At 67.2% G+C, this 26,489-nt stretch carries 27 protein-coding genes; 7 read left to right on the top strand and 20 right to left on the bottom strand.

What is annotated here, in order from left to right; all coding sequences use genetic code 11:
- Positions 1-30 precede the first annotated feature (30 nt).
- From PXD02_RS08585 to pyrC, 3 genes are all read right to left on the bottom strand, one after another.
- Positions 31-1,518, bottom strand: a complete 1,488-nt coding sequence (locus PXD02_RS08585; protein ID WP_275103510.1) for a replicative DNA helicase — start codon at positions 1,516-1,518, stop codon at positions 31-33.
- A 109-nt stretch (positions 1,519-1,627) separates the two neighbouring features.
- Entirely contained in the window at positions 1,628-2,299 is a 672-nt protein-coding gene (locus tag PXD02_RS08580; RefSeq protein ID WP_275103509.1) for an orotate phosphoribosyltransferase, read from the bottom strand.
- Positions 2,299-3,339 (bottom strand): dihydroorotase, encoded by a 1,041-nt coding sequence (gene pyrC / locus PXD02_RS08575; protein ID WP_275103508.1) that lies wholly within the window; start codon positions 3,337-3,339, stop codon positions 2,299-2,301. Before pyrC ends, PXD02_RS08580 begins: the two co-directional genes overlap by 1 nt.
- 135 nt (positions 3,340-3,474) lie before the next feature.
- On the opposite strand from pyrC, the gene PXD02_RS08570 reads away from it, so the two are divergent.
- Together PXD02_RS08570 and PXD02_RS08565 are read left to right on the top strand one after the other, a co-directional pair.
- The gene (locus PXD02_RS08570) at positions 3,475-3,774 is read left to right on the top strand and encodes an antibiotic ABC transporter (protein ID WP_275103507.1); all 300 of its coding nucleotides are present in this window, start codon (positions 3,475-3,477) and stop codon (positions 3,772-3,774) included.
- Between the two features lie 52 nt (positions 3,775-3,826).
- A complete protein-coding gene (locus PXD02_RS08565) occupies positions 3,827-4,579 on the top strand; it encodes an SDR family oxidoreductase (RefSeq protein WP_275103506.1) in 753 nt (250 codons plus the stop codon).
- A 33-nt stretch (positions 4,580-4,612) separates the two neighbouring features.
- On the opposite strand, the gene gap is transcribed toward PXD02_RS08565, so the two are convergent.
- The 3 genes from gap to purB form a co-directional block, all read right to left on the bottom strand.
- The gene (gene gap / locus PXD02_RS08560) at positions 4,613-5,614 is read right to left on the bottom strand and encodes a type I glyceraldehyde-3-phosphate dehydrogenase (RefSeq protein WP_275103505.1); all 1,002 of its coding nucleotides are present in this window, start codon (positions 5,612-5,614) and stop codon (positions 4,613-4,615) included.
- Positions 5,615-5,841: 227 nt separating this feature from the next.
- The gene (locus PXD02_RS08555) at positions 5,842-6,855 is read right to left on the bottom strand and encodes a FliG C-terminal domain-containing protein (protein ID WP_275103504.1); all 1,014 of its coding nucleotides are present in this window, start codon (positions 6,853-6,855) and stop codon (positions 5,842-5,844) included.
- Positions 6,856-6,924: 69 nt separating this feature from the next.
- Positions 6,925-8,238 carry an adenylosuccinate lyase gene (purB, locus tag PXD02_RS08550; RefSeq protein WP_275103503.1) on the bottom strand — a complete coding sequence of 438 codons (1,314 nt, stop codon included), beginning with the start codon at positions 8,236-8,238 and terminating at the stop codon, positions 6,925-6,927.
- 147 nt (positions 8,239-8,385) lie between these two features.
- Here purB and PXD02_RS08545 point away from each other — a divergent pair, with 147 nt between their 5' ends.
- Together PXD02_RS08545 and PXD02_RS08540 are read left to right on the top strand one after the other, a co-directional pair.
- A complete protein-coding gene (locus PXD02_RS08545; protein WP_275103502.1) occupies positions 8,386-9,111 on the top strand; it encodes a hypothetical protein in 726 nt (241 codons plus the stop codon).
- A 15-nt stretch (positions 9,112-9,126) separates the two neighbouring features.
- Positions 9,127-10,152, top strand: a complete 1,026-nt coding sequence (locus PXD02_RS08540; RefSeq protein ID WP_275103501.1) for a YihY/virulence factor BrkB family protein — start codon at positions 9,127-9,129, stop codon at positions 10,150-10,152.
- Between the two features lie 2 nt (positions 10,153-10,154).
- On the opposite strand, the gene PXD02_RS08535 is transcribed toward PXD02_RS08540, so the two are convergent.
- From PXD02_RS08535 to PXD02_RS08505, 7 genes are all read right to left on the bottom strand, one after another.
- A complete protein-coding gene (locus tag PXD02_RS08535) occupies positions 10,155-11,834 on the bottom strand; it encodes a peptidoglycan -binding protein (RefSeq protein WP_275103500.1) in 1,680 nt (559 codons plus the stop codon).
- Between the two features lie 3 nt (positions 11,835-11,837).
- Complete coding sequence (locus PXD02_RS08530) at positions 11,838-13,127, bottom strand: biopolymer transporter ExbB (protein ID WP_275106390.1); 1,290 nt, start codon at positions 13,125-13,127, stop codon at positions 11,838-11,840.
- A gap of 154 nt (positions 13,128-13,281) precedes the next feature.
- Complete coding sequence (locus tag PXD02_RS08525; protein ID WP_275103499.1) at positions 13,282-13,839, bottom strand: gamma-glutamylcyclotransferase; 558 nt, start codon at positions 13,837-13,839, stop codon at positions 13,282-13,284.
- Between the two features lie 56 nt (positions 13,840-13,895).
- Positions 13,896-14,816 carry a prephenate/arogenate dehydrogenase family protein gene (locus tag PXD02_RS08520; protein WP_275103498.1) on the bottom strand — a complete coding sequence of 307 codons (921 nt, stop codon included), beginning with the start codon at positions 14,814-14,816 and terminating at the stop codon, positions 13,896-13,898.
- Complete coding sequence (hisC, locus tag PXD02_RS08515) at positions 14,813-15,904, bottom strand: histidinol-phosphate transaminase (RefSeq protein ID WP_275103497.1); 1,092 nt, start codon at positions 15,902-15,904, stop codon at positions 14,813-14,815. The genes PXD02_RS08520 and hisC overlap by 4 nt, the downstream gene beginning before the upstream one ends.
- A gap of 115 nt (positions 15,905-16,019) precedes the next feature.
- Positions 16,020-16,640 (bottom strand): 30S ribosomal protein S4, encoded by a 621-nt coding sequence (gene rpsD / locus PXD02_RS08510; RefSeq protein ID WP_275103496.1) that lies wholly within the window; start codon positions 16,638-16,640, stop codon positions 16,020-16,022.
- 126 nt (positions 16,641-16,766) lie between these two features.
- Complete coding sequence (locus PXD02_RS08505; protein WP_275103495.1) at positions 16,767-16,913, bottom strand: hypothetical protein; 147 nt, start codon at positions 16,911-16,913, stop codon at positions 16,767-16,769.
- Here PXD02_RS08505 and PXD02_RS08500 point away from each other — a divergent pair.
- Positions 16,888-17,289, top strand: a complete 402-nt coding sequence (locus tag PXD02_RS08500) for a nucleoside/nucleotide kinase family protein (RefSeq protein ID WP_275103494.1) — start codon at positions 16,888-16,890, stop codon at positions 17,287-17,289. The two genes, PXD02_RS08505 and PXD02_RS08500, sit on opposite strands and share 26 nt — an antisense overlap.
- A gap of 110 nt (positions 17,290-17,399) precedes the next feature.
- On the opposite strand, the gene PXD02_RS08495 is transcribed toward PXD02_RS08500, so the two are convergent.
- The 5 genes from PXD02_RS08495 to PXD02_RS08475 form a co-directional block, all read right to left on the bottom strand.
- Complete coding sequence (locus PXD02_RS08495; RefSeq protein WP_275103493.1) at positions 17,400-18,620, bottom strand: multidrug effflux MFS transporter; 1,221 nt, start codon at positions 18,618-18,620, stop codon at positions 17,400-17,402.
- 54 nt (positions 18,621-18,674) lie between these two features.
- On the bottom strand, positions 18,675-19,298 hold the full coding sequence (locus PXD02_RS08490; protein WP_275103492.1) for a DsbA family oxidoreductase: 624 nt from the start codon (positions 19,296-19,298) through the stop codon (positions 18,675-18,677).
- A gap of 76 nt (positions 19,299-19,374) precedes the next feature.
- A complete protein-coding gene (locus PXD02_RS08485; RefSeq protein WP_089388183.1) occupies positions 19,375-19,581 on the bottom strand; it encodes a cold-shock protein in 207 nt (68 codons plus the stop codon).
- A gap of 205 nt (positions 19,582-19,786) precedes the next feature.
- Complete coding sequence (thrS, locus tag PXD02_RS08480; protein ID WP_275103491.1) at positions 19,787-21,733, bottom strand: threonine--tRNA ligase; 1,947 nt, start codon at positions 21,731-21,733, stop codon at positions 19,787-19,789.
- 142 nt (positions 21,734-21,875) lie between these two features.
- Positions 21,876-22,556, bottom strand: a complete 681-nt coding sequence (locus tag PXD02_RS08475; protein ID WP_275103490.1) for a VPLPA-CTERM sorting domain-containing protein — start codon at positions 22,554-22,556, stop codon at positions 21,876-21,878.
- An 84-nt stretch (positions 22,557-22,640) separates the two neighbouring features.
- Here PXD02_RS08475 and PXD02_RS08470 point away from each other — a divergent pair, with 84 nt between their 5' ends.
- Positions 22,641-23,381 carry an alpha/beta hydrolase gene (locus PXD02_RS08470; protein ID WP_275103489.1) on the top strand — a complete coding sequence of 247 codons (741 nt, stop codon included), beginning with the start codon at positions 22,641-22,643 and terminating at the stop codon, positions 23,379-23,381.
- Entirely contained in the window at positions 23,368-24,324 is a 957-nt protein-coding gene (locus tag PXD02_RS08465; RefSeq protein ID WP_275103488.1) for an alpha/beta hydrolase, read from the top strand. The genes PXD02_RS08470 and PXD02_RS08465 overlap by 14 nt, the downstream gene beginning before the upstream one ends.
- Here PXD02_RS08465 and PXD02_RS08460 read toward each other — a convergent pair whose 3' ends face one another.
- Positions 24,325-24,804 (bottom strand): pyridoxamine 5'-phosphate oxidase family protein, encoded by a 480-nt coding sequence (locus PXD02_RS08460; RefSeq protein ID WP_275103487.1) that lies wholly within the window; start codon positions 24,802-24,804, stop codon positions 24,325-24,327.
- A gap of 65 nt (positions 24,805-24,869) precedes the next feature.
- Positions 24,870-26,192: a polyhydroxyalkanoate depolymerase gene (gene phaZ, locus PXD02_RS08455; RefSeq protein WP_473092077.1), complete on the bottom strand. Its 1,323-nt coding sequence runs from the start codon at positions 26,190-26,192 to the stop codon at positions 24,870-24,872.
- Positions 26,193-26,489: the final 297 nt, after the last annotated feature.

The following is a 26,489-nucleotide window of genomic DNA, read 5'->3' as shown; positions in this document are numbered from 1 at the left end:
ACCCACGGCTGACGACGGGGACCGGCGGGCCTAATCCCATTGCGCCTGCCGGTCCTTCGCCAGGTTGCCGAAGCGGGTGAACTGGCCCTCGAAGGACAGCTCGACCGTGCCGATGGGGCCGTGGCGCTGCTTGCCCAGGATCACCTCGGCCTTGCCGTGGCATTGCTCCATCACCTGCTGCCACTTGGCCATCGCGTCCAGGTCGCTGTCCGAGGGCTTTTCCCGTTCCTTGTAATATTCCTCGCGGAACACGAACATCACGATGTCGGCGTCCTGCTCGATGGACCCGGATTCGCGCAGGTCGGACAGTTGCGGGCGCTTGTCGTCGCGGTTTTCCACCTGCCGCGACAGCTGCGACAGGGCGATGACCGGGATGTTCAGCTCTTTGGCGACGGCTTTCAGGCCCTGGGTGATCTCGGACACCTCGTTCACGCGGCTGTCCTTGGCGGACGCGGCCTTCAGAAGCTGAAGATAGTCCACAATCAGCACGTCCAGCCCATGCGTCCGCTTCAGCTTGCGGGCGCGGGCGGCAAGCTGGTTGATCGGCAGGGCCGGGGTGTCGTCGATATACAGCGGGCAGTTCTGCAAGGCATGGGCGGCCTCGACGAAGCGGCGGAATTCGGCCTCGTCCATGTTGCCGCTGCGGATACGCTCGCTGGGCACCTCGGCCGCTTCCGACAGGATCCGCGCGGCAAGCTGTTCGGCCGACATCTCCAGGCTGAAGAAACCGACCACGCCGCCTTCGATGGTGCCGATGGTGCCGTCCGGCCGCTCTCCCGTCTTGTGGGCCTTGGCGATGTTGAAGGCGATGTTGGTCGCCAGCGAGGTTTTCCCCATCGACGGACGCCCGGCGAGGATGATCAGGTCCGAGTTGTTCAGCCCGCCCATCTTGCCGTCCAGGTCGATCAGCCCGGTCGAGATCCCCGACAGCTTGCCGTCGCGCTGATAGGCCGCATTCGCGGCCTGGACCGCGCCCGTCACGGCCTTGAGGAAGGACTGGAAGCCGCGTTCGGCGGTGCCCGCCTCGCCCAGCTTGTACAGCGTCTGTTCGGCGGCCTTGATCTGTTCTTCGGCCTCGTCGCCGACCTCGACGGTGGCGGCGCGGGCGGCGATGTCCTGGCCCAGCTGGATCAACTCGCGCCGCAGCGCGAATTCGCGAATCATCTGCGCATAGTCGCGCGCCGCATAGGCGCTGATCGCGGCCCCCGCCATCCGGGCCAGATAGGGCGCGCCGCCCAGCTCCTTCAGCCCCTCGTCATGCTCCAGGAAGGCCTTGATGGTGACCGGGCTGGCCAGGGCGTTCTTGCGAATCCGTTCGGAACAGATCTCGAAGATCCGGGCATGGACGGGGTGATAGAAATGCTCGGGCTTGATGATCTGGCTGACCCGGTCGAACACGTCGTTGTTGGTCAGCAGCGCGCCCAGAAGCTGCTGCTCGGCCTCAAGCGAAAAGGGGATCGAGGGGGTGTCCTCGGCGCCGACGGGCTGGCCGGGGATGATCGCGCGCAGGTTGGTCATGGGCTGCCCCTTTTTGTTCTTGTCCCCTGTTCTACACCCGATGCGCCGCGCGGGGAACGCCGTGCGACGCGATTTCCGGGGGCCGATCTGTGGACGGCCTGTGGATAAGTCAGGCGTTCGCGGCCTGCCAGGCGCGCGGGTCGGTCAGGAAGGTCTCGACCTCGGCCAGCGTCGCGGGGTCGAAGGCGGCCTGGGCCTTGGCCTCGGCCAGCACGTCCCACCAGGTGCAGAGGTGATGCAGCGTGACGCCGTGATCGGCCAGCCGCCGCGTCGTTTCAGGGAAGATGCCGTAATAGAAGATCACCGCCGTATGCGCGCAGGTCGCGCCGGTTTCGCGAATCGCGTCCACGAAGGACAGCTTGCTGCCGCCGTCGGTGGTCAGATCCTCGACCAGCAGCACCCGCTGACCCTCGGTCATCACGCCCTCGATCCGGGCGTTGCGGCCGTAGCCCTTGGGCTTCTTGCGCACATAGGTCATCGGCAGGCCCAGCCGTTCGGCGACCATGGCGCCGAAGGGGATGCCCGCGGTCTCGCCCCCCGCCACGTTGTCGAAGGCCTCGAATCCCGCATCGCGCAGGACGGTCGCGGCCATGAAATCCATCAGGGTGGCGCGCACGCGCGGAAAGCTGATGATCCGGCGGCAATCGACATAGGTCGGCCCCTTCAGGCCGGACGCATAGGTGAAGGGCTGGGCCGCGTTGAAGTCGACGGCCTTGATTTCCAGCAGCATCCGGGCGGACAGGCGGGCGATCTCCTCGCGCGCGGGGAAGGTCGGGCTCATCAGTCCTCCAGATGCCAGAAAAGCGGGAAACCGGGGTCGAAGACGGTCACGATCTCGTCGCCCGCCGCGATCTGCGACGGATAGGCGGCGGGCGTGTCGCGCCTGACCAGCGTGATCCGGTCGTCGTTCGGCGGCAGGCGATAGAAGGCCGCGCCGTTCAGGCTGGCAAAGCCTTCCAGCCTGTCCAGGGCGCCCTCGTCCTGAAACACCTGGGCCAGGATCGACATGGTGTTCGGCGCCGTGAAGCAGCCCGCGCAGCCGCAGGGTTGCAGCTTGGCGGCATCGGTATGGGGGGCGCTGTCGGTGCCCAGGAAGAACCGCGCCTCGCCGCCGGTCGCGGCCTTGCGCAGCGCCAGGCGGTGGCTTTCGCGCTTGGCGACGGGCAGGCAGTAGTAATGCGGGCGGATCCCGCCTGCCAAGAGGGCGTTGCGGTTGATGACCAGGTGATGCGTGGTGATCGAGGCCGCCAGATCGTCGCCGCCCGCGCGCGCATAGTCCGCGCCCTCGCTGGTGGTGATATGCTCCATCACCACACGCAGGCCGGGGGTGCGGCGGCGCAGCGGGTCCAGAACGCGGTCGATGAACACGGCCTCGCGGTCGAAGATGTCCACCGCCGGATCGGTGACTTCGCCATGGACGCACAGCGTCACGCCCGCCTCGGCCATCGCCTCCAGCACCGGCTGGACGCGGTCGAAATCGGTGACGCCGCTGGCGGAATTGGTCGTGGCGCCCGCCGGATACAGCTTGACCGCGCGGATGATGCCGTCGCGGAAGGCGGCGACCACATCGGCGGGGTCGGTCGCGTCGGTCAGATACAGCGTCATCTGCGGCTGCAACGCGGCGCCTTGGGGTAGCGCGGCCAGGATGCGGTCGCGATAGGCGGCGGCCTGGGCGCCCGTCACCACGGGGGGCACCAGGTTCGGCATGATGATGGCGCGGCCGAACCCCGCCGAATGGGGCGCGACCGCCGCCAGCATCGCGCCGTCGCGCAGATGCAGGTGCCAGTCGTCGGGGCGGCGAAGGGTGATGCTGTCGGTCATGGCCTGCCTCTATACATGGCGGGGCAGGGTTGCCAAGCGGCCATGCAAGAAATGCAGCCCTTATCGTCGCAACGTCGGGGTTGTGCTGATCCCGGCGCGCCATCAGATTGGCCGGATGATCCAAAGGATGACCCCATGTTTGCGATGATGCCCAAGAATCCTGTCCGGCTGTGGACGCAATTCGTCCGAATGGCCATCGACGCGCAGATGGTGATCGGCCTGCGAACCGCGGGCATGATGGGGATCATGACCCAGGCGCCGGGGGAACCCTTTCGCATGGTGGCCGAAAAACAGGCCGCCGCGACGGAATCGCTGTTCGCGATGGCGCAGGCGGCGGGCCGGGGGGCAAGCGCGGACCGCGTGATGTCCGCCGCGCTGCGCCCCTATGGCAAGCGGACTCGCGCCAATTCGCGCCGCCTGACCAAGCTGCGCTGAGGGAACGATCCCCGGACGCCGCCGTTTCTCCGACTGGCGGCAGGGGAATGGCATGAAGACGGCACTGATCACCGGCGGCGCGCAGGGCATCGGCAGAGGTATCGTCCAGCGGTTGAGGGCGGACGGCTGGCATGTCGCCCTGTTCGATCTGGACGGCGAGGCGGTGGCCGAAATGCAGGCGCGCGATCCCGGCCTGCTGGCCCTGACGGTGGATGTCGCGGACGAGGCCGGGGTGCAGAAGGGCTTTGCGCGAATCCGGGACTGGCTGGACGGCGCGGGGCTGGATCTGCTGGTCTCGAATGCCGGCATCGCCGATCCGCGGAACGGCCCGATCGAGGATTTGTCGCTGGGCGACTGGCGGCGGATGCTGGACAGCCACGTCACGGGCGCGTTCCTGACGGTGCGCGCCGCCGTGCCGCTGCTAAGGGCGGCGCGCGGGTCGATCGTCCTGATGTCCTCGACCCGCGCCTTGCAGTCGGAAGCCGATACCGAAAGCTATGCGGCGTCGAAAGGGGCGCTGCTGGCCCTGTCCCATGCGCTTGCGGTCAGCCTGGGGCCCGAGGTTCGGGTGAACAGCATCCTGCCGGGCTGGATCGAGACGGCGGCCTATCGGAAACGGGAAAACCGCAGCGAACCCCACCATTCGCAGGCCGAGAAGGCGCAGCATCCGGTCGGCCGTATCGGCGATCCGCAGGATGTTGCGGGCCTGGTCGCCTATTTGGCGTGGGACCAGGCGGGCTTCGTCACCGGCCAGCGGTTCGTCGTGGATGGCGGAATGTCGGCGCGGATGATCTATCCGGCGTGATGGGGCGGCGGGACGCTCCCGCCGCCGCAAGGGTCAGATCAGCTTGCCCATGGCGACCGCCGTGTCGGACATCCGGTTCGAGAAGCCCCATTCGTTGTCGTACCAGGTCAGGATGCGGCACAGACGGCCTTCCATCACCTTGGTCTGGTCCATGTGGAAGACCGACGAATGCGGGTCGTGGTTGAAGTCCGAGGATACGAGCTTCTCCTCGGTATAGCCGAGGATGCCCGTCAGCGGGCCGTCCGCCGCCGCCTTGATCGCGGCGTTGATTTCCTCGACCGAGGTCTCGCGAGCCGCTTCGAAGACCAAATCCACGACCGAGACGTTCGGCGTCGGCACGCGGATCGCCACGCCGTCCAGCTTGCCCTTCAGCTCGGGCAGCACAAGTCCCACGGCCTTGGCGGCCCCGGTCGAGGTCGGGATCATCGACAGGGCGGCGGCGCGGGCGCGGTACAGATCCTTGTGCATCGTGTCCAGCGTCGGCTGGTCGCCGGTATAGCTGTGGATCGTGGTCATGAAGCCCTTGGCGATGCCGATGCTGTCGTTCAGCACCTTGGCGACCGGAGACAGGCAGTTGGTGGTGCAGCTGGCATTCGACACCACCAGATCGTCGGCGGTCAGCGTGTCGTCGTTCACGCCGAAGACGATGGTCTTGTCGGCATTGTCGCCGGGGGCCGAGATCAGCACGCGCTTGGCGCCGGTCGACAGGTGCGGCTGGACCTTGTCCTTGGACGCGAAGATGCCGGTGCATTCCATGATCACGTCGATGTCGCCCCAGGGCAGGTCGGCGGGGTTGCGGATCGCCGTCACCTTGATCGGCCCGCGGCCCACGTCGATGGAATCGCCGCTGACCGTGACCTGGGCCGGGAACCGGCCATGCACGCTGTCATAGCGCAGCAGATGCGCGTTGGTTTCGACGGGGCCAAGATCGTTGATCGCGACGACCTCGATATCGGTGCGGCCCGATTCGATGATGGCGCGCAGCACATTGCGCCCGATGCGCCCGAAACCGTTGATCGCAACTTTGACAGCCATGGTTCTCTCTCCCGACCAAGTGACGTTGCGCCTCTCGTATCGCGCTGTCCCGGCTGATGCAAATGCCCTGTGGCGCCTGTCTGACCTGGGTATGGCCCGGCCTGCGATGTTAGCGCCAGAAGCCGAGCTGTTCCGTCGGATCGTCCATCGACCGCGCCGCCGGCGGCGATGGCGATGGAACTGGTCATCGTCGCATATCCGCCTGCCGCTGCGCCGCGCAGGCCGGGTCAGTCATCCTCGTCCTGCGGCAGGACCAGGGCGATTTCCCCGGCTTCCTCAAGGCGGCGGATGGCGCTGACGACCTCGGTCATGGCCTCCTCGATCTCGGAGGCGCGGAGCCTGCCCAGTTCGTTGCGTTCCTCGCGCAGGCCGTCGGACATGCGCTGCGACAGATTCGACAGGATGAATTCGGCGGCCGCGGCCTCGGCCTCGCCGCTGGCGGACAGGGCGCGGACCAGGACCGGCTGCTCGACCTCGCGGACGACGCGGGGGATGTCGCGGGGCAGGACGCGGGCGGGGATATGGGCGAAGATGAAGATCGCCTTGCGCACGTTGCCGGCGAAATCGGCGTCGTGGCTGTCCAGACTGTTCAGCACGTCGTCGCGCAGGTCGGCGGTGGCAAAATTCAGGATCGCGCCCATCCGGTCCGTCGCGGGGGTCGGGATCGCGGGCCGGGGCAGCGCCTCGGCCGCCTGAAGCAGGATCAGGCCAACCCGGTGCAGCGATTCGGGCGTGACGCCCGCCGTCATGGACATGGCCTGGGCCACGGCCCGCGCCCGTTCGCGCGGCAGGCCCACGAACAGTTCCGAGGCGCGTTCCACCGGCAGCTTGGACAGCATCAGGGCCACCATCTCGACAGCCTCGGTCCTGGCAAGCGCCGCGAGGGCCGGGGCGGGCAGGGCGGCGATGCGGGGCCAAGGATCGCCCCGCCCCGATACCGCCGCGCGGCGGCGCAGCCGGTCGGTGCTGTCTTCGGACAGTTGCGCGCCCAGCATCGCCAGCGTTCCGTCCAGATCGCCCGGAAAGGTCACCCCGACCGATTCCAGGCTGTCGCAGAATTCGGTGATGATCGCATCGCGGGTCTGGCGGTCGATCAGTTCCATGCCTGCCATTTCCTCGGCCAGCAGGGTCTGGCTTTCGCTGTCCAGTCGCGACAGGCCGGATGCCGCTTCGTCATCCAGCAGCAGCCGCACGATCACCGCCGCCTTTTGCCGCTGATTCAGTCCCGTTTGTATCGTCATGGCCCCACCTGATCGACCGTCCGTGCGGCCAATCTGGCAGGGCTTTCCTAACATCCGGTTTACGCGCGGCTATTTCTGGCGGTCTTCGAACACGCGCCGGAAGATCGTGTCGACATGCTTGGTGTGATAGCCTAGGTCGAACTTTTCCTCGATCTGGGCCGGGGTCAGGGCGGCGGTCACTTCGGGATCGGCCAGCAATTCCGTCTTGAAATCAGCGCCTTGTTCCCAGACCTTCATGGCATTTCTCTGCACCAAGCGATAGCTGTCCTCGCGCGAGACGCCCGCCTGGGTCAGCGCCAGCAAGACCCGCTGCGACATGACCAGCCCTTTGAACCTGTTCATGTTCTTCAGCATGTTGTCGGGATAGACCACCAGCTTGTCGATCACGCCCGCCAGCCGGTTCAGCGCGAAATCCAGCGTGATCGTCGCATCCGGCGCGATGCCGCGTTCGACCGAGGAATGGCTGATGTCGCGTTCGTGCCACAGCGACACGTTCTCCATCGCCGGAATCACCGCCATGCGCACCAGACGGGCCAGTCCCGTCAGGTTCTCGGTCAGGACCGGGTTGCGCTTGTGGGGCATCGCCGACGACCCCTTCTGGCCGGGGCTGAAGAATTCCTCGGCCTCCAGCACCTCGGTCCGCTGCATGTGGCGGATCTCGATGGCGATGTTTTCGATGCTCGAGGCGATGACGCCCAGCGTGGCGAAGAACATCGCGTGACGGTCGCGCGGGATGACCTGGGTCGAAATCGGCTCGGGGCGCAGGCCCAGCTTGGCGCAGACATGCTCCTCCACCGCCGGGTCGATATTGGCGAAAGTGCCGACCGCGCCGGAAATCGCGCCGGTCGCGACCTCCCAGCGGGCCTTTTCCAGGCGGTTCCGGTTGCGATCCATTTCCGCGTAAAAGCGCGCGAAGGTCAGGCCCATGGTGGTGGGTTCGGCATGGATGCCGTGGCTGCGGCCGATGCGCAGCGTGTCCTTGTGTTCATAGGCCCGGCGTTTCAGCGCCGCCAAAACGCGGTCCAGATCGGCCAGCAGGATGTCGGCGGCGCGGACAAGCTGGACGTTCAGCGTCGTGTCCAGCACGTCGCTGCTGGTCATGCCCTGGTGGACGAATCGCGCCTCATCCGCGCCGACATGTTCGGCCAGATGGGTCAGGAAGGCGATCACGTCATGCTTGGTGACGGCCTCGATCTCGTCGATGCGGGCCACGTCGAAGTCCACGTCCTTGGCACGCCAGACCGCCTCGGCATTCTCGCGCGGGATCACGCCCAGATCGGCCTGGGCGTCGCAGGCATGGGCCTCGATCTCGAACCAGATGCGGAATCGGGTTTCGGGCGACCAGATGGCGGTCATTTCGGGGCGGGCATAGCGCGGGATCATGGCGGGCCTCTTGTTCTGCTGGGGCGGGCATAGCGGCGCCGTGGCGCGGGGGCAAGTTTTCGATCGCACCGCGCCGGCGTCCGGGAACATTACTGCCGCGCAAGCTGTTGAGGAAACGAACCGATCCGATCATGCCGGAGAGCAGCAATGACCCCCACCCCCGACGACTTCAACCAGGACGACCGCCCCCGGACCGAGGCCGACCGCACCAGCCAGACCCGTTTCGGCCCGCGCCCCGTTCCCCCCGGCCACCACGTTTCGCAGTCCCGCCGGGTGATTCCGTCCGGCCGGGTGTCGCCGGACGGGCGTCCGTCCCATCCGACCCCCTCGACCGGCGCCAAGATCGCCCTGTGGGGCGGGGTGGCGCTTGGCGTCGCGGGCGGAACGGCGGCGGCCATCTTCGCGATCCGCAAGATCGCCGAGGCCATTTCGGATGACGAGGGTCCGCGCCCGTCCCACCACGCCCGCCCCCGTCGCAACCACGCGGCGCCGCGCTTTGCCCGCATGGACGAAGAGGAACGCGAGGCGATGCGCCGCCGTGTCCGCGACCAGGATCGCGAGGACCGCCAAGAGGTCGCTCGCCTGCGCGCCGAGGCCGCGCGTCGCCGGCCAGCCCCCGCCGCCCCCCGGCGCAAGAAGGAAAATTTCGCGGAAGGCCTGATCGAGACCTCGACACGGCTGTCGCAGGGGCTGGAAGGCGTGGCGAAATCCGTGGCTCTGGCGGTCGAATCGTTCCGCGGTGTCGCGGGTCAGGCCACGGGGATCGTCCAGGAATTCGCCGCGGCGGCCGATCAGCTGCGATCCGCGCTGCGCGGCGACAATCCTTCCGAACCGCATCGTCCCCATGACGACGACCGCACCCATCGGCTTTGAGGCGGAGACGGCACGATGAAAAGCGGCACGCCCGGCGTTCTTGACGCGTTGTTCGGCGATCTGGATGACCGGACGCGCCGGCGCTTCGGCATGAAGACCGGAAACGGTCCCGCCGACAAGAAGGAACGCTCCGTCGCGGCCACAGCGCGGCGAAATGTGGGACTGCGGGACTTGGGCATGGCCGATCTGTGGGCCATTGCGCAGGCCACCTTGACGCAGATCGGCGCCGATCGGGTGACGGCCGTGGCGGGAGGCATCACCTTTTTCGGCCTTCTCTCGCTGTTTCCGGCGCTGACGGCCTTTGTGTCGATCTATGGGCTTGTGGCCGATCCCGCCACGATCGCGGGGCATCTGGACATGCTGGAAAGCTTCCTGCCGCAGGGGGCGCTTGGCATCATCCGCGATCAGGTGCAGGCGATCACCTCGTCGCCCGGAACGGCCCTGTCGCTGGCGGGGATCGGCGGACTGCTGGTGGCGTTTTATTCCGCCAATGGCGGGATGAAGGCGCTGCTATCGGCTTTGAACGTCGCCTTCTTCCAGTCCGAGACGCGGGGCTTCGTCAAGCTGAACCTGCTGTCGATGGCCTTCACGCTGGGCGGGCTGGTGCTGATCATCCTGATGCTGGGCTTCATTGCGGTGATCCCGATCCTGTTGCAGATGCTGCCGATGACGTCCTCGACCAGCGTCCTGGTCGGGCTGATCCGCTGGCCCATCATGTTCGCCGTGCTGATCCTGGCGCTGGCGGCGCTGTATCGGTGGGGACCGGACGCGCCCGATTCGCGGTGGCGGTGGATTTCGCCGGGCGCGGTGATCGCGGCAGTGGGGCTGGTCCTGACCTCGATCCTGTTCAGCTGGTATGCCGCCAACTTCGCCGATTACAACGAAACCTACGGTTCCCTGGGCGCGGTGATCGCGCTGATGATGTGGCTGTGGTTCGCCTCGACCGTGGTGCTGGTCGGAGCCGAGGTCAATTCCGAGATCGAGGCGCATCTGAGAAAACTGGCGGGCGTGCCCGACGGGCGGCAGGCCGATCAGGTCTGATATCAGCGTTCCGTCAGCTTCAACTCGATGCGGCGGTTGGCGGCCAGGGCCTCGGGCGACTCGCCTTGGGCGACAGGCCGCGTATCGGCAAATCCGGTCGCGGCCAGCCGGTTCGACGGAAAGCCCAGATCGTCGATCATATAGCGCACGACCGCCAGGGCCCGGCCCTGGCTGAGTTCCCAGTTGTCGCGATAACGGCCGGTTCCCGACAGCCGGGTGGTGTCGGTATGGCCGTCCACGCGGATGATCCAGTCGATCTCGGGCGGGATGTCGCCCGAGATCTCGGACAGCATCCGGGCCACGCGGGCGACCTGATCCCGGCCCGCCGGTGACAGCGTCGCCTCGCCCGGCGCGAACAGAACCTCGGACTGGAAGACGAAGCGGTCGCCCACCACCTGGACGCCTTCGCGGCCCGACAGGATCTGCGACAGGCGGCCGAAGAACTCCGAGCGATAGCGGGCGAGGTCGCGCACCTCGTCCTCGGCCCGCTGGCGGGCCTGTTCTTCCAGGGCCAGGCGGCGGTCCTTTTCCTCGGCCGCCAGCAGCAGGGCCGCGTTCAGTTGCTGTCCCAGGTTCTCGACCCGCAGTTCGGCCTGGCGCTGATCGTCGCCCGCCGCATCCAGCAAAGCCTGCAAGGAGCCCAGTTGCGCGGTCAGCGAGGCCACCTGTTCGTTCAACAGCGCAACCCGCCGCTGCCCGTCCTTTGACAGGGCCTCCTGGTCGGCCAGGGCCTTTTCCGCCGTCGCCAGCAGGGCCGCCTGACGCTGAGCCTCGGTCCGGGTTTGCCGGGCCTGATCGGCGGCCTGATCGCGCGCGGCCTCGGCTGCGGCCAGCAGGGTCAGCGTTTCCTCGGCCCGCTTGCGGCTTTCCTCAAGCGACAGGGTCATGGCGGTCAGTTCGGCATCGGCGCTTTCCAACCGTTCGCGCAAGGCCCGCGCGGCTTCGGCATCGGTCAGGCGGGCGGCCTCGGCCTCGGTCAGGTCGGCTTGCAGGGCATCGGCCCGCGCGGCCGCTTCTTGATTCTGACGGCGCAGGTCGGCGGTCAGGGCCTCCAGAGCGTCTCGCCGGGCGGCGGCAAGGCGGGCCTGTTCGGCCTGGGCGTCGATCTCCTGGCGGGCGGCGGCCACCGCCAGTTCGGCGGCACTGGCGCGGTTTTCCTGCTGGGTCACCTGCGCCTGCATCTGCCGCTGCCGGGCGTCGGCCTGTTCGCGGTCGGCGGCGCGCGCGGCCATCAGGGCAGCCACCTCGGCCTCGAAATCGGTCAGGCGCGACCGGGCCTCTGCCAGTTCTCCCTGGCTGTTTTCCAGTTGCGCCGACAGCCGGGTGATCCGCGCGGCCCGGTCGCGGGCCTGGGCCTGGGCATCGGCAAGCTGGCCTTGCAGGGCGGTTTCGCGATCCCCGGACACGGTCAGGGCCTGGCCCAGGGCCGCGACCTGCCGGCCCAGCTGTTCCAGGCGGCGCTCCTGACCGGAAATCACCCGCTCCTGGCTGGCGATGACCTGATCCTGTTCGCCGATGGTGTCGTCCTGGTCGGTGATCTGGTCGCGCAGCACCGATTGCATGACGGTAAAGATCGTCAGCACGAAGACCAGCACCATCAGCAGGGTCGCCAGGGCATCCACGAATCCCGGCCAGATATTGGCCGAGAAGCGGTGCCCCGAGGCGGCGCGGCGCAGGGCCATCCCCTAGCCCCTGTCCCGAGAGACCAGCGGATCGCGCAGCAGGTCGTCGCGGAACGGATCGTTGAACCGCGCCGCGCGCACCGCGCGGGTCAGGACCAGAATGTCGGACCGCAATTCGGCCACCATCTCGTCGCGTCCTTCGGCCAGATCCGAGGCCAGCCGGTTCAACGCGGTCTCGATCCCCCTCATGTCGGGCGGGGTGGGCGTGGCGCGGTCCGCCTGGGCGCGCGCCAGATCGACCAGCCGGTCCTGGCCCTGGGCCAGCCGCGACAGGGTTTCGGTCAGCGCCGCGACGCGCGACTGCGCGTCCCGGTGGTCGGCTTCGCTGCGCTGGACCAGGGCCTCGATCGCCTGGGCCATCACCACGACGCGTTCGTCGGCCATCGCGGCGGCTTCGTCGCGTTGCAGGTCGCGCCCGGCCTGGATCTGTTGCAGGCGGTCCATCTGGCCCGCCATCTGCTCCAGAAATCCCGCCAGGGCGGCCTGGTTCACGCCCTCCCCATCCGCTCCGGCCAGACTGACGCGGGTGAAGCCCGACATCCATTCCTCAAGCTCGCGGTAGAAGCGGTTCTGGCCATGGGTGGCGAACAGTTCCAGAAGCCCCACGACCAGCGAACCGGCAAGGCCCAGCAGCGACGACGAAAAGGCCGTAGCCATGCCGCCAAGCTGGGCTTCAAGCCCGCGCATCAGCTTGTCGAACACCTGGATGCCGCTTTCGCCCTGCTGCGGGGCCAGGTTGCGGATCGTTTCGACCACGGCCGGGATGGTCGTGGCTAACCCATAGAAGGTGCCCAGAAGCCCCAAGAAGATCAGCAGGTTGGAGAGGTATCTTGTAATATCGCGCAATTCGTCGATGCGGGTCGCGACGGAATCCAGGATCGAGGTCGCGGCCCCGGTCGAGATCGTGCCCCCCACCGGTCCGCGCGTGCCCAGCAGCGCCGCCAGCGGCGCCAGCAGACGCGGGGGCTGGTCGCCCGCATCCGCCTGGCCCCGCGCGGCGATGCCCTTTTCCACTGCATTGCGGCGGCGTTGGGCAAAGCGTTCGATCCAGCTGACCGACCGGATCAGCTGTCCGACCTGCCAGAAACAGGCCAGGATGCCCAGGGCGAAGACCGCCAGGATCAGGCCGTTCAGCCACAGGTTCGCCTGGAAGATCGGCAGGATCCGCCCATAGGCGACCCAGCCGCCCGCCAGGACCAGGATCAGCACCGTCACCATCAGGACAATCTGGCGGACGGGCTGCGAAAAGCGGGGATGGGCGGGGCCTGTGTCGGACGAACGGGTCGCAGTGATCCGGCGATGCGCGGCGCCTGCGCGGCGGCCGAGCACGGGGGTATCGGGCCGTTGGCTGCTGGTTGGTTCGCTCAACTGATCGCCTTCCCTGGCCAGGACTGTCCTTGGACCCGACTGTAGGATGCGGCCCGGCGCTTGCCAAGCGATCCGAAAGTCAATCGTCGGGGTTTTCGCCCGTTTCCAGCAGCTTGCGCACTTGGGCGGACAGGTCGTCCAGCACCGCGTCCCCCAGGCCGATCTGCGCCAGATGGGCGGCGGTGTTGAACAGGTAATCCGCGTTCGGCCCGCGCGCGCCATGAGCCTGGGCGATGATCCGCGCCTGTTCGGCCAAGGCCAGCCCGCCCGCATATTGGACATGATCGCGCCGCATCACATAGGCCAGGGCCTCGACCTGGCGGTCGTCCTCGAGCCGCAGGGGCAGGATCGTTTCCTGATAGGCTTCCGTCACCAGTTCGCGGGCGCGCAGATAGGCCAGCACCTCGTCATGGTCGTGATCCGCGATGCGCAGCGCCACGCCGCCGCATTCGGCATCCGGCTGTTCGTCCAGGCCCAGCACCAGACCCGGCAGCGCCTGCGTGCCGCGATGCTGGACCGAGCGCAGGCAGAAGCTGCGGGCATAGCCCGCCACCCAGGCGCGCGCGGTCTCGACCGGGGAAAAACCCGGATCCCAGATCAGCGAACCGTAACCGAAGACCCAATCAATCCGTCGCATCTGTCCCAACCGTCCATATCCGCCACGCTAGGGCAGCGCGGTCCGGGATGAAAGCCTCAGCGGGCCGGAGCGATCCGCCCGAAATCGGGGGCGGCGGTATCCTGACCGGCCTCGATGATGCCGCGCCGGATCGCGCGGGTGCGGGTGAAATAGTCGAACAGCTGCTGGCCGTCGCCCATGCGGATGGCCCGTTGCAGGACGAACAGCTCCTCGGTGAAGCGGCCCAGGATGTCCAGCGTGGCGTCCTTGTTGTGCAGGAACACGTCGCGCCACATGGTCGGGTCGCTGGCGGCGATCCGGGTGAAGTCGCGGAACCCGGCGGCGGAATACTGCACCACCTCCTCGTCCGTGACGCGGCGCAGGTGGTCGGCGACGCCGACCATGGTGAAGGCGATCAGGTGCGGGGCGTGGCTGGTGACGGCCAGCACCAGATCGTGATGCGCGGGCTCCATCCGGTCGGTCTTGGCGCCCATGGCGCGGACCAGTTCGGTCAGTCGGTCGACGGCGGCGGGGTCGGTGTCGGGCAGCGGGGTCAGCAGCCACCAGCGGTTGCGGAACAGATCGGCAAAGCCCGCGCGCGGGCCGGAATGTTCCGTCCCCGCCAGGGGGTGGCCCGGCACGAAATGGACGCCCGGCGGAATATGCGGCGCCACGGCGTCGATCACCGACTGCTTGACCGAGCCCACATCCGTCACGGTCGCGCCGGGCTTCAGATGCGGCGCGATATCCGCCGCCACCGTCGCCATGGCCCCCACGGGCACCGCCAGCACCACCAGATCGGCATCCGCCACGGCCTCGGCCGCGCTGTCCACGACGCGGTCGCAGAGGTCGATCTCGCGCGCGGTCTCGCGCGTCTCGGCGCTGCGGGCGTAACCGACGATCTCGCGCGCAAGGCCCCCCTTGCGGATGGCATGGGCCATGGACCCGGCGATGAGACCCAGGCCGATCAGCGCCACGCGGTCATAGATCACGCTCATGCGCCCCTCCGATCCGCCATGAAGCGGCCCAGCGTCTCCAGCACGCGGGTCACGCCCTGTTCGTCGCCCACGGTGATGCGCAGGGCGGCGGGCAGGCCATAGCCCGCGACGCGGCGCACCAGGATGCCGTCGCGGCGCAGGGCGGCATCGGCGGCCTCGGCCTCGGCCGGGCCGGCAAAGCGGGCCAGCACGAAATTGGCGAAACTCTCGTCGCAGCCGATGCCCATCTGGATCAGCGAATTGCGCAGGCGGTCGCGCATCCGGGCGTTCAGATCGGCGCAATGGTCGCGGAAGGCGGTGTCGCGGATGGCGGCCTCGGCCGCGGCCATCTGGGCGTTGGACAGGTTGAAGGGCTGGCGGATGCGGTTCAGCACGTCGATGATGTCGCGGGCCGCATAGCCCCAGCCGATCCGCAAGCCGCCCAGCCCGTGGATCTTTGAAAAGGTGCGCGTCATGATGACGTTGGGATGGCGGTCCACCAGTCCCGCGCCGCCATCGGCGCCCGCCGCGAATTCGGTATAGGCGCCGTCATGGACCAGCAGCACCGTCGCGGGCAGGCCGTCCACCAGCCGCCGCACCTCGTCCGGGGTCAGCATGGTGCCGGTCGGGTTGGCGGGGTTGGCGATGAAGACGATCCGGGTGCGGTCCGTCACCGCCGCAAGGATGGCGTCCACGTCGATGCGGCGTTCGGCCTCGGGCACCGTGACGGGGACGGCGCCGACCATGCGGGCCAGGATCGGATACATCGAAAAGCCGTGTTCGGTGGTGATGACCTGATCCCCGATCCCGGCAAAGGCCTGGACCACGAATTGCAGCACCTCGTCCGAGCCGACGCCGCAGATAATCCGGTCGGGATCCAGCCCGTGGACCTCGCCGATGGCCCGGCGCAGGGGGGCGTGATCGGTGTTCGGATAGCGGTGCAGATCCGCCGCCGCCGCCGCATAGGCCGCGCGGGCCTTGTCGCTGGAACCCAGCGGGTTTTCGTTCGACGACAGCTTCAGCACGTCGCTGCGCCCCGGCAGACTGCTTTCGCCGCTGACGTAGAGCGCGATGTCCATGATGCCGGGCTGGGGGGTGATCTGCGTCATGTCGGGATCCTCTCGCGCCCCCTTTAGTGCATGATGAAACGGCAAGAAAGGTCGGCGGCAACGAAAAAGGCCGCGCCCCGAAGGACGCGGCCCGATGCCCTGCAAGAGGACAGGATCAGTTCTTGGCGTAATATTCGACGACCAGGTTCGGTTCCATCACCACGGCATAGGGCACGTCGCCCAGGGCCGGGGTGCGCACGAAGGTGGCGGTCATCTTGTTGTGGTCGACTTCCAGGTAGTCGGGCACGTCACGCTCGGCCAGGCCGACGGCTTCCAGCACGATGGCCAGTTGGCGCGACCGTTCGCGGATCGAGATCACGTCGCCTTCCTTCACGCGATAGGAGGCGATGTTGACGCGCTGACCGTTCACCTCGATATGGCCGTGGTTCACGAACTGGCGGGCGGCGAAGATGGTCGGCACGAATTTCGCGCGATAGACCACGGCGTCAAGCCGGCGCTCCAGCAGGCCGATCAGGTTCTCGCCGGTGTCGCCCTTGACGCGTTCGGCCTCGGCATAGATGCGGCGGAACTGCTTTTCGGTCAGGTCGCCGTAATAGCCCTTGAGCTTCTGCTTGGCGCGCAGCTGGGTGCCGAAATCCGACAGCTTGTTCTTGCGGCGCTGGCCGTGCTGGCCGGGGCCATATTCGCGGCGGTTGACCGGCGACTTGGCGCGGCCCCAGATGTTTTCGCCCATGCGGCGGTCGATCTTGTATTTGGCAGAGGTGCGTTTGGTCACCGCTGATCTCCTTCTTTCACGTTGTCGAAGGGCGTTGTCCTTTGGCCGAAAGGCCCGACAGGCTTCCCCTTGCGGGGTCCACCAACACCAATGGAAGCGGCGCTTATAAGGGCGGGCGCGCCGCTGTCAAGCCAGCGCGCCGTCCGGTTCGAAGAAATGCGCCAGCGGCAGGGCGGCGGCGCCCAGGATGCGGGCGCTGCGGGCCAGGCTGCCCTCGATCACCACGACCGGAATGTCCAGCAGCGCGGTGGCGGGGGCGCCGGGGTCGGGCAAGTCCACCCTGGCCGAGGCCCTGGTGGCGCGGCTGGACGATGCCGTTCTGGTGCCGATGGACGGGTTTCACCTGGATGACCGGGTGCTGTCCGCGCGCGGTCTGCTGGCGCGCAAGGGCGCGGTCGAGACATTCGATGCCGAAGGATTTGCGGTTCTGGTCGAACGGCTGGCGCTGCGGGGGACCGAGGTGATCTTTCCGGTTTTCGACCGAAGCCGGGAAATCGCGGTGGCCGGGGCCGGGGTCGTGGCCCCCCATCATCGGATCGTGGTGATCGAGGGCAATTACCTGCTGCTGGACGCGGCGCCTTGGAACCGGCTGCGTTTCGATCTGACGGTCTGGCTGGATGTGGGGTCGGCGAGCTGGAACGGCGCCTGACCGCGCGCTGGCGGGGCTTCGGCAAGGATGCCGACCGGATCGCCGCGCATCTGCGCAACGACCTTGCCAATGCCCGGTTCGTGGCGGCGCGGTCCCGCCGGGCGGATCTGTCAGTCTCGCAGACGCCGCATCAGGAACCACGCCAGGGCTGAGCAGATCAGCGTGGCCGTGATCGCCGGGACCGCCGTGCCGTCATAGAGCAGCCCCACCGGGGCCGCGATCAGCGTGGCGGCGATGGTGGACAGGGCCGCGATGATGGATGCGGCCATTCCGGCGATATGGCCCATGCGTTGCAGCGCCAAGGCGTTCAGGTTACCGAAGGTCACCCCCGCCATGAAGAACACGCTGACCGCCCAGAAGAAGAAGGCCGGGAAGCGCAGGCTTGCGGGCAGGGCGTCGGCCAGGGTCAGGGCCAGCATCGCCGCCGAGACCACCGTCTGCATGATATAGGCCCATTTGGCGATCCGCCGCATCCCGAAGCGCATCACGAAGGTCGCGTTGAGCAGCGTTCCCGCCCCGGACAACAGCGCCATCAACGCGAACCAGGCGGGGAAATTCTCGCCCTTGCCATAGGCCTCGCCGAACAGTTGCTGGGCCGAGGACAGCAGCCCGAACATCTGCCCGAAGCCCAGCGTCAGCACGACCGTGCAGAGCATCACCTGGCGGTCGGCCAGCACCTCGCGCGCCGCCGCGCTGAGCGGTCCCAGCCGCAGCGGACGGCGCCTCGCGGGGGGCAGCGTCTCGGCCTGGCGAAGGCCCAGCCAAGTGGAGCCGATCAGGGCGAACAGGATGAAGGCCGCGAAAACCCCGTGCCAGCCCGAAAACCAGATGATGCCCGCCCCGATCGACGGCGCCAGCGCGGGGATCAGGATGAAGACCATCATCACGAAGCTGGAGATCCGCGCCATCTCCCGGCCCGAATACAAGTCTCGGATCAGCGCCATGCCGACGATGCGCGGACTGGCCGCGCCAAGTCCCTGGACAAAGCGGGCCGCCAGCAGGAATTCGAGGGAATGGGCGAAGATCGCCGCCAGGGTTGCCACGACATAGATCGCGGCCCCTAGGTAAATCGCGGGCTTGCGGCCGATGGCGTCGGAAACGGGACCGACGAACAGGGTGCCAATCCCCATGCCCGCCATGAAGACGGTCAGGATCAGCTGCGCGCGGTTCACGTTGTCGGGCGTCAGCTCGGCCGCGATGTCGGGCAGGGCGGGCAGCATCGCGTCGATGGAAAAGGCGACGGTGGCGAACAGAAAGGCCAGCATCGCCACGAATTCGGGCAGGGGCAGACGCCGCTGCGGCGCAGGTGCATCGGGGGCGATCACGGACATGAGGGGGCCTTTCGTCAGGCGGTTCCTGTAAGCCAAACTTGCACACTGTGCAAGTTATTTCGGGGCCTCGACCAGTTCGTCGATCACCTGCCGCCACAGGCTTGCGGGCTGCGCGCCGCTGATCGCGTGCCGGTCGGCGACGATGAAGGTCGGGACCGAGGCGATGCCGCGATCCCGCGCGTGCTGTTCGCGCGCGGCAAGCTGATCCCGGTCGGCGTCGCTGGCCAGAAGGCGCGTCACCATGGCGGCATCCATGCCCGCCGCCGCCGCGATCCGCGCCAGTTCCGCCGCATCGCCGATGTCGCGGGCTTCCTGCCAATACGCGCGAAGCAGCCCCGACATGACGCGGGTCTGCGCGCCCTCAAGCCCGGCCCAGTGCATCAGCCGGTGGGCGTCGGTGGTGTCCGGTTCGCGCGGCGACGGGTTCAGGACCAGCCCCAGGGCGGCAGCCCGCTGCGCCACGGCGCGGCTGGCATCCTCGGCGCGCGGTCCCAGCTTGGCGCGCAGATAGACGGTCCGGTCCATGCCGCCCGGCGGCATCTGCGGGTTCAGCCGGAACGGGTGCCAGGCGATCCGGAAGGGATGCGACGGGCGGCTTTCCAGGGCCCTGTCCAGTTCGACCTTGCCGATCAGGCACCAGGGGCAGACGGGGTCCGCGAAGATGTCCAGCGGGATCATGGGCCGGTCCTTTCGAGGCGCGCAAATGAAAAACGGCCCGCGCGGGCGGGCCGTTCCGCAATCCTGCAAAGCCGGATCAGAGCAGCTTCAGATCGCTGGCCGAGGCACGGCCGTCGCGGCCCGATTGCAGCTCGTATGCGATCTTCTGGTTGTCCTTCAGGCCCGTCAGCCCGGCGCGTTCAACGGCCGAGATGTGGACGAAGATATCCTTGCCGCCGTCATCGGGGGCAATAAAGCCATAGCCCTTGGTGGCGTTGAACCATTTAACCGTTCCGGTCGCCATAACCGTTCTCTCCTTCAAGTCATCCTGGCGCAGGATTGCGTCAGGCCGTGCAGCCCGCTTTCGGTATTCCGGCTGCCCGTGGAAGGGAGGCGGTAGAAAGGCTTCGCTCACGCTGGTGAGAGGATGGACGAATCGCTAAAAAAGGCAAGCGGGAAACGCGCGCGGAGGAAGGTCCGCACGCGATAAGCTGCCGGAAAGACGCCACTCAACGCAGGTCCGGCGGGGTGGCTTCGTCTTTCAGCGCGGCAATGGCTTCGGTTAACGGTAACGAACGCGACCCCTGCTGATCGAGGCGCCGAAGCGATACCGTCCTATCCTCTACTTCCTTCATGCCGATGGCAAGAATCGCCGGGACTTTCGCCACGGAATGTTCGCGGACCTTGTAGTTGATCTTCTCGTTCCGGGTATCGGCCTCGGCCCGGACGCCCGCCGCGCGCAGTTCGGCCACCACCTCGGCCACATAGGCGTCGGCGTCCGAGACGATGGAGGCCACCACCACCTGACGGGGCGCCAGCCAGAAGGGCAGCTTGCCCGCGCTGTTCTCGATCAGGATGCCGATGAAGCGTTCGAACGATCCCAGGACCGCGCGATGCAGCATGATCGGCCGGTGCTTGGCGCCGTCCTGGCCCACATATTCCGTGTCCAGCCGTTCGGGCAGGTTCGGATCCACCTGCAAGGTGCCGCATTGCCAGTCCCGGCCGATGGCGTCGGTCAGCACGAATTCCAGTTTCGGCCCATAGAAGGCGCCTTCGCCGGGGAACAGTTCGTAGTCGTATCCGGCGGCCTTGCAGGCATTGCCCAGTGCTTCCTCGACCCGATCCCAGCTTTCGTCGCTGCCGATGCGCTTTTCCGGCCGGGTCGACAGCTTGATGCGCCATCCCGAAAAGCCCAGGTCGGCATAGACCAGGGCCAGGAATTCGATGAACTTCCTGGTCTCGGCCTCGATCTGATCCTCGGTGCAGAAGATATGCCCGTCATCCTGGGTGAAGCCGCGCACCCGCATGATCCCGTGCAGCGCGCCCGAAGGCTCATAGCGGCTGCACGATCCGAATTCGGCCAGGCGCAGCGGCAGATCGCGATAGGATTTCAGGCCGTGGTTGAAGATCTGCACATGGCCGGGACAGTTCATCGGTTTCAGCGCGTTGATGGTCTTGGTCTTGGCGTGCTCCTCGTCCACTTCGACGATGAACATGTTGTCCTGATAGTTTTCCCAATGCCCCGAGGCTTCCCACAGCTTGCGGCTGACCACCTGGGGGGTGTTCACCTCGACATAGCCGTCGGCGCGCTGGCGGCGGCGCATGTAGGCTTGCAGGGTGGTATAGATGCTCCAGCCGTTCGGGTGCCAGAAGACCTGGCCCGGCGCCTCTTCCTGCATGTGGAACAGGTCCATCTCGCGGCCCAGCTTGCGATGGTCGCGTTTCGCGGCCTCCTCCAGCATGGTCAGATGGGCCTTCAGCTCGTCGCGGTTGCGGAAGGCCACGCCATAGATGCGTTGCAGCATCGGGCGAGAGCTGTCCCCCAGCCAGTATGCGCCGGCGATATGGGTCAGCTTGAAGGCATCGGCGGGCAGTTGTCCGGTGTTCTGCAGGTGCGGACCACGGCACAGATCCTGCCAGTCGCCATGCCAATACATCCGCAGATCCTCGCCCTCGGGGATGCGGTCGATCAGTTCCAGTTTGAACGGCTCGCCCCGGTCCTTGTAATAGGCGATGGCGCGGTCGCGGTCCCAGACCTCGGTCCGCACGGGATCGCGGGCGGCGATGATCTGCTTCATCCGTGCCTCGATCAGGCCCAGATCCTCGGGCGTGAAGGGTTCCGCCCGGTCGAAGTCGTAGAACCAGCCGTAATCGCGGACCGGGCCGATGGTGACCTTCACATCGGGCCAGAGTTCCTGCACCGCGCGGGCCATGACATGGGCGAAGTCGTGGCGGATCAGTTCCAGGGCGGGGGCATCGTCCTTCAGCGTATTGATGCTGATCGCGCCCGATGCGGTGATCGGCCATTGCAGGTCGATATGCCGCCCGTCCAGGCTGGCCGAGATGGCGCGTTTCGCCAGGCTGGGCGCGATGCTTTCGGCCACCTGCGCCGCCGTGATCCCGGCGGGATAGTCGCGCGAATTGCCATCGGGGAAAGTCAGGGAAATCTGGGACATATCGTCCTCCTCGTCGGTCTGGCGCCCACGGAACGCCCGGTTGCGGGTTATCTGCGTGGGCCTAACGATATGACGAGGCTTGTCAAGAGAAAGGCCGGGGGTTTCTTTTCCCCGGCCCTGAAAGTTCCGCCAGTGTGACCGATCAGGCCCGCTTGCGGCGGCGCGCCACGGCAAGCCCACCAAGGGCCGTCACCAGCATCACGCCGGCCGCCGGAACCGGAACGGGCGCCGGCTGAACGGCGTCGATCAGCATGTTGGGGCCGATATTGGCCAGCGCGTCGGTCCGGCTGATCGTCGGGAAGGCAAGGCCGGTGCCGCGGCCGCTGTCGAGATCGCCTTTCAGGGCGATGCGGTCATCGACCGTGACCCCGAGAGACCCACCGAGATGCGCCTGCCAGTCGGATTTGAAATAGAAGCGCGGATCATTCGACCAGGTGGCGATCACATAATCCGACGCGGCGGACAGGCGCACGGGCGACAGCAGATCCAGATAGCGGAAGGCACCGACCAGATAGCCTTCGGCCCCGTTGATCGTGGCCGAGGCCAGCAGGTTGCCGGTCAGGTCGAACAGACCGATCTCGGCGCGGCCCGGCAGATTGCTGCCGAACAGGAAGCCGTTCTGCTGATAGTCATAATTGCCCAACGCGACGACATCCAGGTCGGTATTGGCGGTGAACCGGAAACCCGCGTTCCAGTAGTTGCTGCCATAGATGGCGGGCGCTTTTGCGACATCCACTGCCGAGACAGGGGCGGCGACCCCGGCACTGGCGCCAAACGCGAGGGCGGTGGCGGCAATCAGGCCGCGGATGGAAAGGACGGACATTCTTGACCTCATGAATCACTTGTGATGCCGTTACGCATAGAGAACGACGATGACCCGACTGTGACATATCCGAGGAGGATCGCCATGGCCGAGCGGCTGCAAACCGCAAGCGGACGGATGCTGGCCTTTCAGCGCAGCAGCGGGCGCGGGCCGGGCGTGGTGTTCCTGGGCGGGTTCAAGTCCGACATGACGGGCACCAAGGCGCTGTGGCTGCACGACTGGGCGCGCGAACAGAACCGCGCCTTCCTGCGTTTCGACTATTCCGGGCATGGCGACAGCAGCGGCAGTTTCGAGGAAGGCTGCATCGGTGACTGGTTCCAGGACGCCCGCCAGGTGATCGAGGCGCTGACCGACGGGCCGCAGGTGCTGGTCGGATCCTCGATGGGCGGCTGGATCAGCCTGCTGGTGGCCCGCGCGATGCCGCAGCGGGTGGCCGGGCTGGTGACCATCGCCGCCGCGCCGGATTTCACCGAACAGGGGTTCTGGGCGGGCTTCGACGATGCGCAGCGCCAGGCGCTGATGACGACGGGGCGGGTGGCGCTGCCCAGCGATTACAGCGACCAGCCCTATGTCATCACCCGCCGCCTGATCGAGGACGGGCGCGACCATCTGGTGATGGACCAGCCGCTGCCGCTGCCCGTCCCGGTGCGGATGCTGCAAGGCACGGCCGATGCCGACGTGCCGGTCGATTGGGCGATGCGGCTGCTGGATCACGCCACCGGCGGCGACATCCGGCTGACGCTGGTCAAGGGCGCGGATCACCGCTTTTCCACGCCGGAATGCCTGCGGCTGATCGGCCAATCCATCGACGATGTTCTGGCTTAGGCTGGGGCTTGGCCTGCTGGCGGCTTTGGGGCTGTTCTGGGCCTTCGCGCCGCGGGACAGGCTGCGCCAGGATCAGGACGGCGTCGATCCGCCCGGCGACCTGCGGGCCTGGCTGGCCGGACGAGAGTCCGGGGTCCGTCCCGAGGTCGCGTCCGCCCTGCATTGGGCCGGGCAGCCGGGGCGGATCGCCGACATCGCCATTCTCTATGTCCACGGCTTTTCCGCCAGCCCTGCGGAACTGCGCCCCTTGCCGGAACAGGTCGCGCGGAATCTGGGGGCCACTCTTCTGGCGATCAGGCTGACCGGCCATGGCATGGATGGGGCCGATCTGGCGGAGGCGACCGCGCAGGACTGGTGGCAGGATCTGGCGCTAGGGCTGGGGGCCGCGCGGCGGATGGGCCGCCGGGTCGTGGTGATCGGCATGTCCACGGGCGCCACCCTGGCGGCCCTGGCGGCGCGCGATCCGCGACTGGGACGGATGATGGACGGGGCGATCCTGATCTCGCCCAATTTCCGGCTGCGGGCACGGACGGCATGGCTGCTGGATTTGCCCTTCGCGCGGGGGCTGATCCGGCTGGCGGGCGATCCGCAGCGATGCTTCACGACCCGCAACGACCTGCATCGCGCCCGGTGGACCAGCTGCTATCCGCTGTCCGCGACGCTGGCGGTGGGCACGCTGCTGCGGCAGGCGCGACAGGGCGGCTGGGGCGGCGCGATGGTGCCCGCGCTGTTCATCTGGTCTGATGCGGACCGGATCGTGGATCACGCCGCCTCGGCCAGGGTGGCGGCGGATTGGGGCGGGACGGCGACGGTCCTGAAGGTGGCGCCGGGTCCGAAGGACGATCCCGACGCCCATGTCATCGCGGGCGAGGCGCTGTCGCCCGCCCTGACGCCACGGCTTGAAAGGGTGATCACCGGCTGGATCGGCCGGATCCTGCGCTGATCAGAAGGTCAGCCTGTAATGCTCGCCCATGTCGGGCTTCAGGCCCGTCACCTTGGACTTGGCGATCTCATAGACGAAGGCCAGCTTGCCGCCGGTTGCCCAGACCTCGGCCTCGGTCATGTCGAAGCGCATCAGTTGCACGTCTTCGTCGCGCTTGCCGTCCTCGAACCAGCTTGAGGCGACGGCGTTCCACAATTCATCCAGCTTGACCCGGTCGTCTGACAGCGACAGGGTGCCGTCGATCCGGGCATACAACCCTTCGGCCGCGTCGCTGACGACATGCAGGGCCGGCTTGCCGCCCCCCGCGACCGAGGTCGCAAGATCGGTGCCCTTGGCCGTGATGAACCACAGCCTGTCGGCTTCCGGTTCGGCGTAATGCGACATCGGGACCAGCCGGGCATCGTCCACAAGCCCCAGCATCCCGGTATTGATGTCGTCCAGGCGGTCCCAGAAGGTCGCGGCGTGCTTGTCGTCGGTCATTCGATATCCCCGTGCCGCCCCATGCGGCTGTCCGGGGATGAACGACCGACCGCGAGGCCGGGTTCCTAGACGGCGATCTTGCTGCTGTCGGTAAAGGGATCCGTCGCGCCGCAATCCGCCGCGATGCCGCCGCGCACCCGCTGCTTGCGGGGCCTGGAGGTGTCGGGCAGGGTCACGTGTTCGTCGATGAAATCCAGCACCAGGGGCCGGATGTTCAGCCGCCAGGACTTGCCCGCGAAGATGCCGTAATGGCCCGCGCCCTGTTCCAGATGCTGCCGCTTGCGCGCCTGCGGCACGCCGGTGCACAGCGCCAGCGCCGCGACGCATTGGCCGGGGGCCGAGATGTCGTCGTTCGACCCTTCGACCGTCATCACGGCCACGTCGGTGATCCTGCCGATGTCGACCGGACGGCCGTTGACCACGAAGGCGTTCCGGGCGATCTCGCCGTTCTTGAAGATCCGCTCGACCGTGGAGAGATAGAATTCGGCCGTCATGTCCATGACCGCCAGGTATTCGTCATAGAACCTGTTGTGCTTGTCGCCTTCGCTGCCGGTGCCGCGCGCCTCGGACCAGATCTTGTCAATGAAGGCCTTGGCATGGGTTTCGGCATTCATCGCGATGAAGGACGACAGCTGCGCCAGCCCCGGATAGACCATCCGCCCGGCGCCGCGATACTTGAACCCGACCGACTGGATCATCGTATGTTCGAGCTCGCCCATGGTCATGCGGTTGCCGAAATCGGTGACCTCGGTCGCGGCGGCGTCGGGATCGACGGGACCGCCGATCAGCGTCAGCGTGCGCGGCTGGGACGCGGGATCATCCTGGGCCAGGATCGCGGCCGCGGCCAAGGCCAGGGGCGCGGGCTGGCAGACGGCAATGACATTCGTGTCCGGCCCCAGGTGGCGGATGAAATCGACCAGATACTGGGTGTAATCCTCGATGTCGAACTTGCCTTCGCTGACGGGGATGTCGCGGGCATTGTGCCAGTCGGTGACATAGACCTCGCAATCGGGCAGCAGCGACGTGACCGTGGACCGCATCAGCGTGGCGTAATGGCCCGACATCGGCGCGATCAGCAGCACCTTGCGGGGCTGCACCTCGCGCCGGGCGACGCGGAAGTGGATCAGGTCGCCGAAGGGGCGTTTCAACACGGGTTCCACATAGACGATGTGGTCCTGGCCCTGATCGCCGGCGATGGGCGGGATTTCCCAGTCGGGCTTGATGACCATGCGGGCATAGCTGCGTTCGGTGACGCGGCCCCACGCGCTCATCAGCTTGAAGATCGGATGGGCGTTCAGCGCGAAGACCGGATAGGATGCGATCGCGCGGGCCGATGCCCCCATCCATTCGTTCGTGTTCCGAATGGTTTCCATCGCGTCATAGGACATGATGCCCTTGATACCCTTGAGCGCCACAGGGGTCGTCCTTTCGTTGCTGCGTCGGGGCGGAACGCCTCGCTGGGGCAATGGGTTCAAAACCCGTGTTTGCGCAATTGCCGCCCTGCGCCTATGATGAAATCAGTCATAGGGGGGAAGCGGAACCATGGCAAGAAGTGCAGAATCTGACGGCAACAAAGTTGCGGGACAGCGTGGCGAATCGGACATGACTGAAAAGGCCGCGCCGACGCCTGCCAAGAAGCCGGGCAGGGCAAGAGCCAAGCCGCCCGCCGCCAGGGCCGCCGCTGC

Origin of the sequence: Paracoccus sp. S3-43 (genome assembly GCF_029027965.1) — a bacterium.
GTDB lineage: Bacteria > Pseudomonadota > Alphaproteobacteria > Rhodobacterales > Rhodobacteraceae > Paracoccus.
Note: the sequence above shows the minus strand (reverse complement) of the source record. Positions and strands in the feature narration are given on the sequence as shown.

Bases quoted from the DNA above. Each gene is read 5' to 3' on its own strand.
- PXD02_RS08585 (WP_275103510.1), bottom strand. From the start codon at position 1,518: ATGACCAACCTGCGCGCGATCATCCCCGGCCAGCCCGTCGGCGCCGAG.
- PXD02_RS08580 (WP_275103509.1), bottom strand. From the start codon at position 2,299: ATGAGCCCGACCTTCCCCGCGCGCGAGGAGATCGCCCGCCTGTCCGCC.
- pyrC (WP_275103508.1), bottom strand. From the start codon at position 3,339: ATGACCGACAGCATCACCCTTCGCCGCCCCGACGACTGGCACCTGCAT.
- PXD02_RS08570 (WP_275103507.1), top strand. From the start codon at position 3,475: ATGTTTGCGATGATGCCCAAGAATCCTGTCCGGCTGTGGACGCAATTC.
- PXD02_RS08565 (WP_275103506.1), top strand. From the start codon at position 3,827: ATGAAGACGGCACTGATCACCGGCGGCGCGCAGGGCATCGGCAGAGGT.
- gap (WP_275103505.1), bottom strand. From the start codon at position 5,614: ATGGCTGTCAAAGTTGCGATCAACGGTTTCGGGCGCATCGGGCGCAAT.
- PXD02_RS08555 (WP_275103504.1), bottom strand. From the start codon at position 6,855: ATGACGATACAAACGGGACTGAATCAGCGGCAAAAGGCGGCGGTGATC.
- purB (WP_275103503.1), bottom strand. From the start codon at position 8,238: ATGATCCCGCGCTATGCCCGCCCCGAAATGACCGCCATCTGGTCGCCC.
- PXD02_RS08545 (WP_275103502.1), top strand. From the start codon at position 8,386: ATGACCCCCACCCCCGACGACTTCAACCAGGACGACCGCCCCCGGACC.
- PXD02_RS08540 (WP_275103501.1), top strand. From the start codon at position 9,127: ATGAAAAGCGGCACGCCCGGCGTTCTTGACGCGTTGTTCGGCGATCTG.
- PXD02_RS08535 (WP_275103500.1), bottom strand. From the start codon at position 11,834: ATGGCCCTGCGCCGCGCCGCCTCGGGGCACCGCTTCTCGGCCAATATC.
- PXD02_RS08525 (WP_275103499.1), bottom strand. From the start codon at position 13,839: ATGCGACGGATTGATTGGGTCTTCGGTTACGGTTCGCTGATCTGGGAT.
- PXD02_RS08520 (WP_275103498.1), bottom strand. From the start codon at position 14,816: ATGAGCGTGATCTATGACCGCGTGGCGCTGATCGGCCTGGGTCTCATC.
- hisC (WP_275103497.1), bottom strand. From the start codon at position 15,904: ATGACGCAGATCACCCCCCAGCCCGGCATCATGGACATCGCGCTCTAC.
- PXD02_RS08495 (WP_275103493.1), bottom strand. From the start codon at position 18,620: ATGTCCGTGATCGCCCCCGATGCACCTGCGCCGCAGCGGCGTCTGCCC.
- PXD02_RS08490 (WP_275103492.1), bottom strand. From the start codon at position 19,298: ATGATCCCGCTGGACATCTTCGCGGACCCCGTCTGCCCCTGGTGCCTG.
- PXD02_RS08485 (WP_089388183.1), bottom strand. From the start codon at position 19,581: ATGGCGACCGGAACGGTTAAATGGTTCAACGCCACCAAGGGCTATGGC.
- thrS (WP_275103491.1), bottom strand. From the start codon at position 21,733: ATGTCCCAGATTTCCCTGACTTTCCCCGATGGCAATTCGCGCGACTAT.
- PXD02_RS08475 (WP_275103490.1), bottom strand. From the start codon at position 22,556: ATGTCCGTCCTTTCCATCCGCGGCCTGATTGCCGCCACCGCCCTCGCG.
- PXD02_RS08470 (WP_275103489.1), top strand. From the start codon at position 22,641: ATGGCCGAGCGGCTGCAAACCGCAAGCGGACGGATGCTGGCCTTTCAG.
- PXD02_RS08465 (WP_275103488.1), top strand. From the start codon at position 23,368: ATGTTCTGGCTTAGGCTGGGGCTTGGCCTGCTGGCGGCTTTGGGGCTG.
- PXD02_RS08460 (WP_275103487.1), bottom strand. From the start codon at position 24,804: ATGACCGACGACAAGCACGCCGCGACCTTCTGGGACCGCCTGGACGAC.
- phaZ (WP_473092077.1), bottom strand. From the start codon at position 26,192: ATGTCCTATGACGCGATGGAAACCATTCGGAACACGAACGAATGGATG.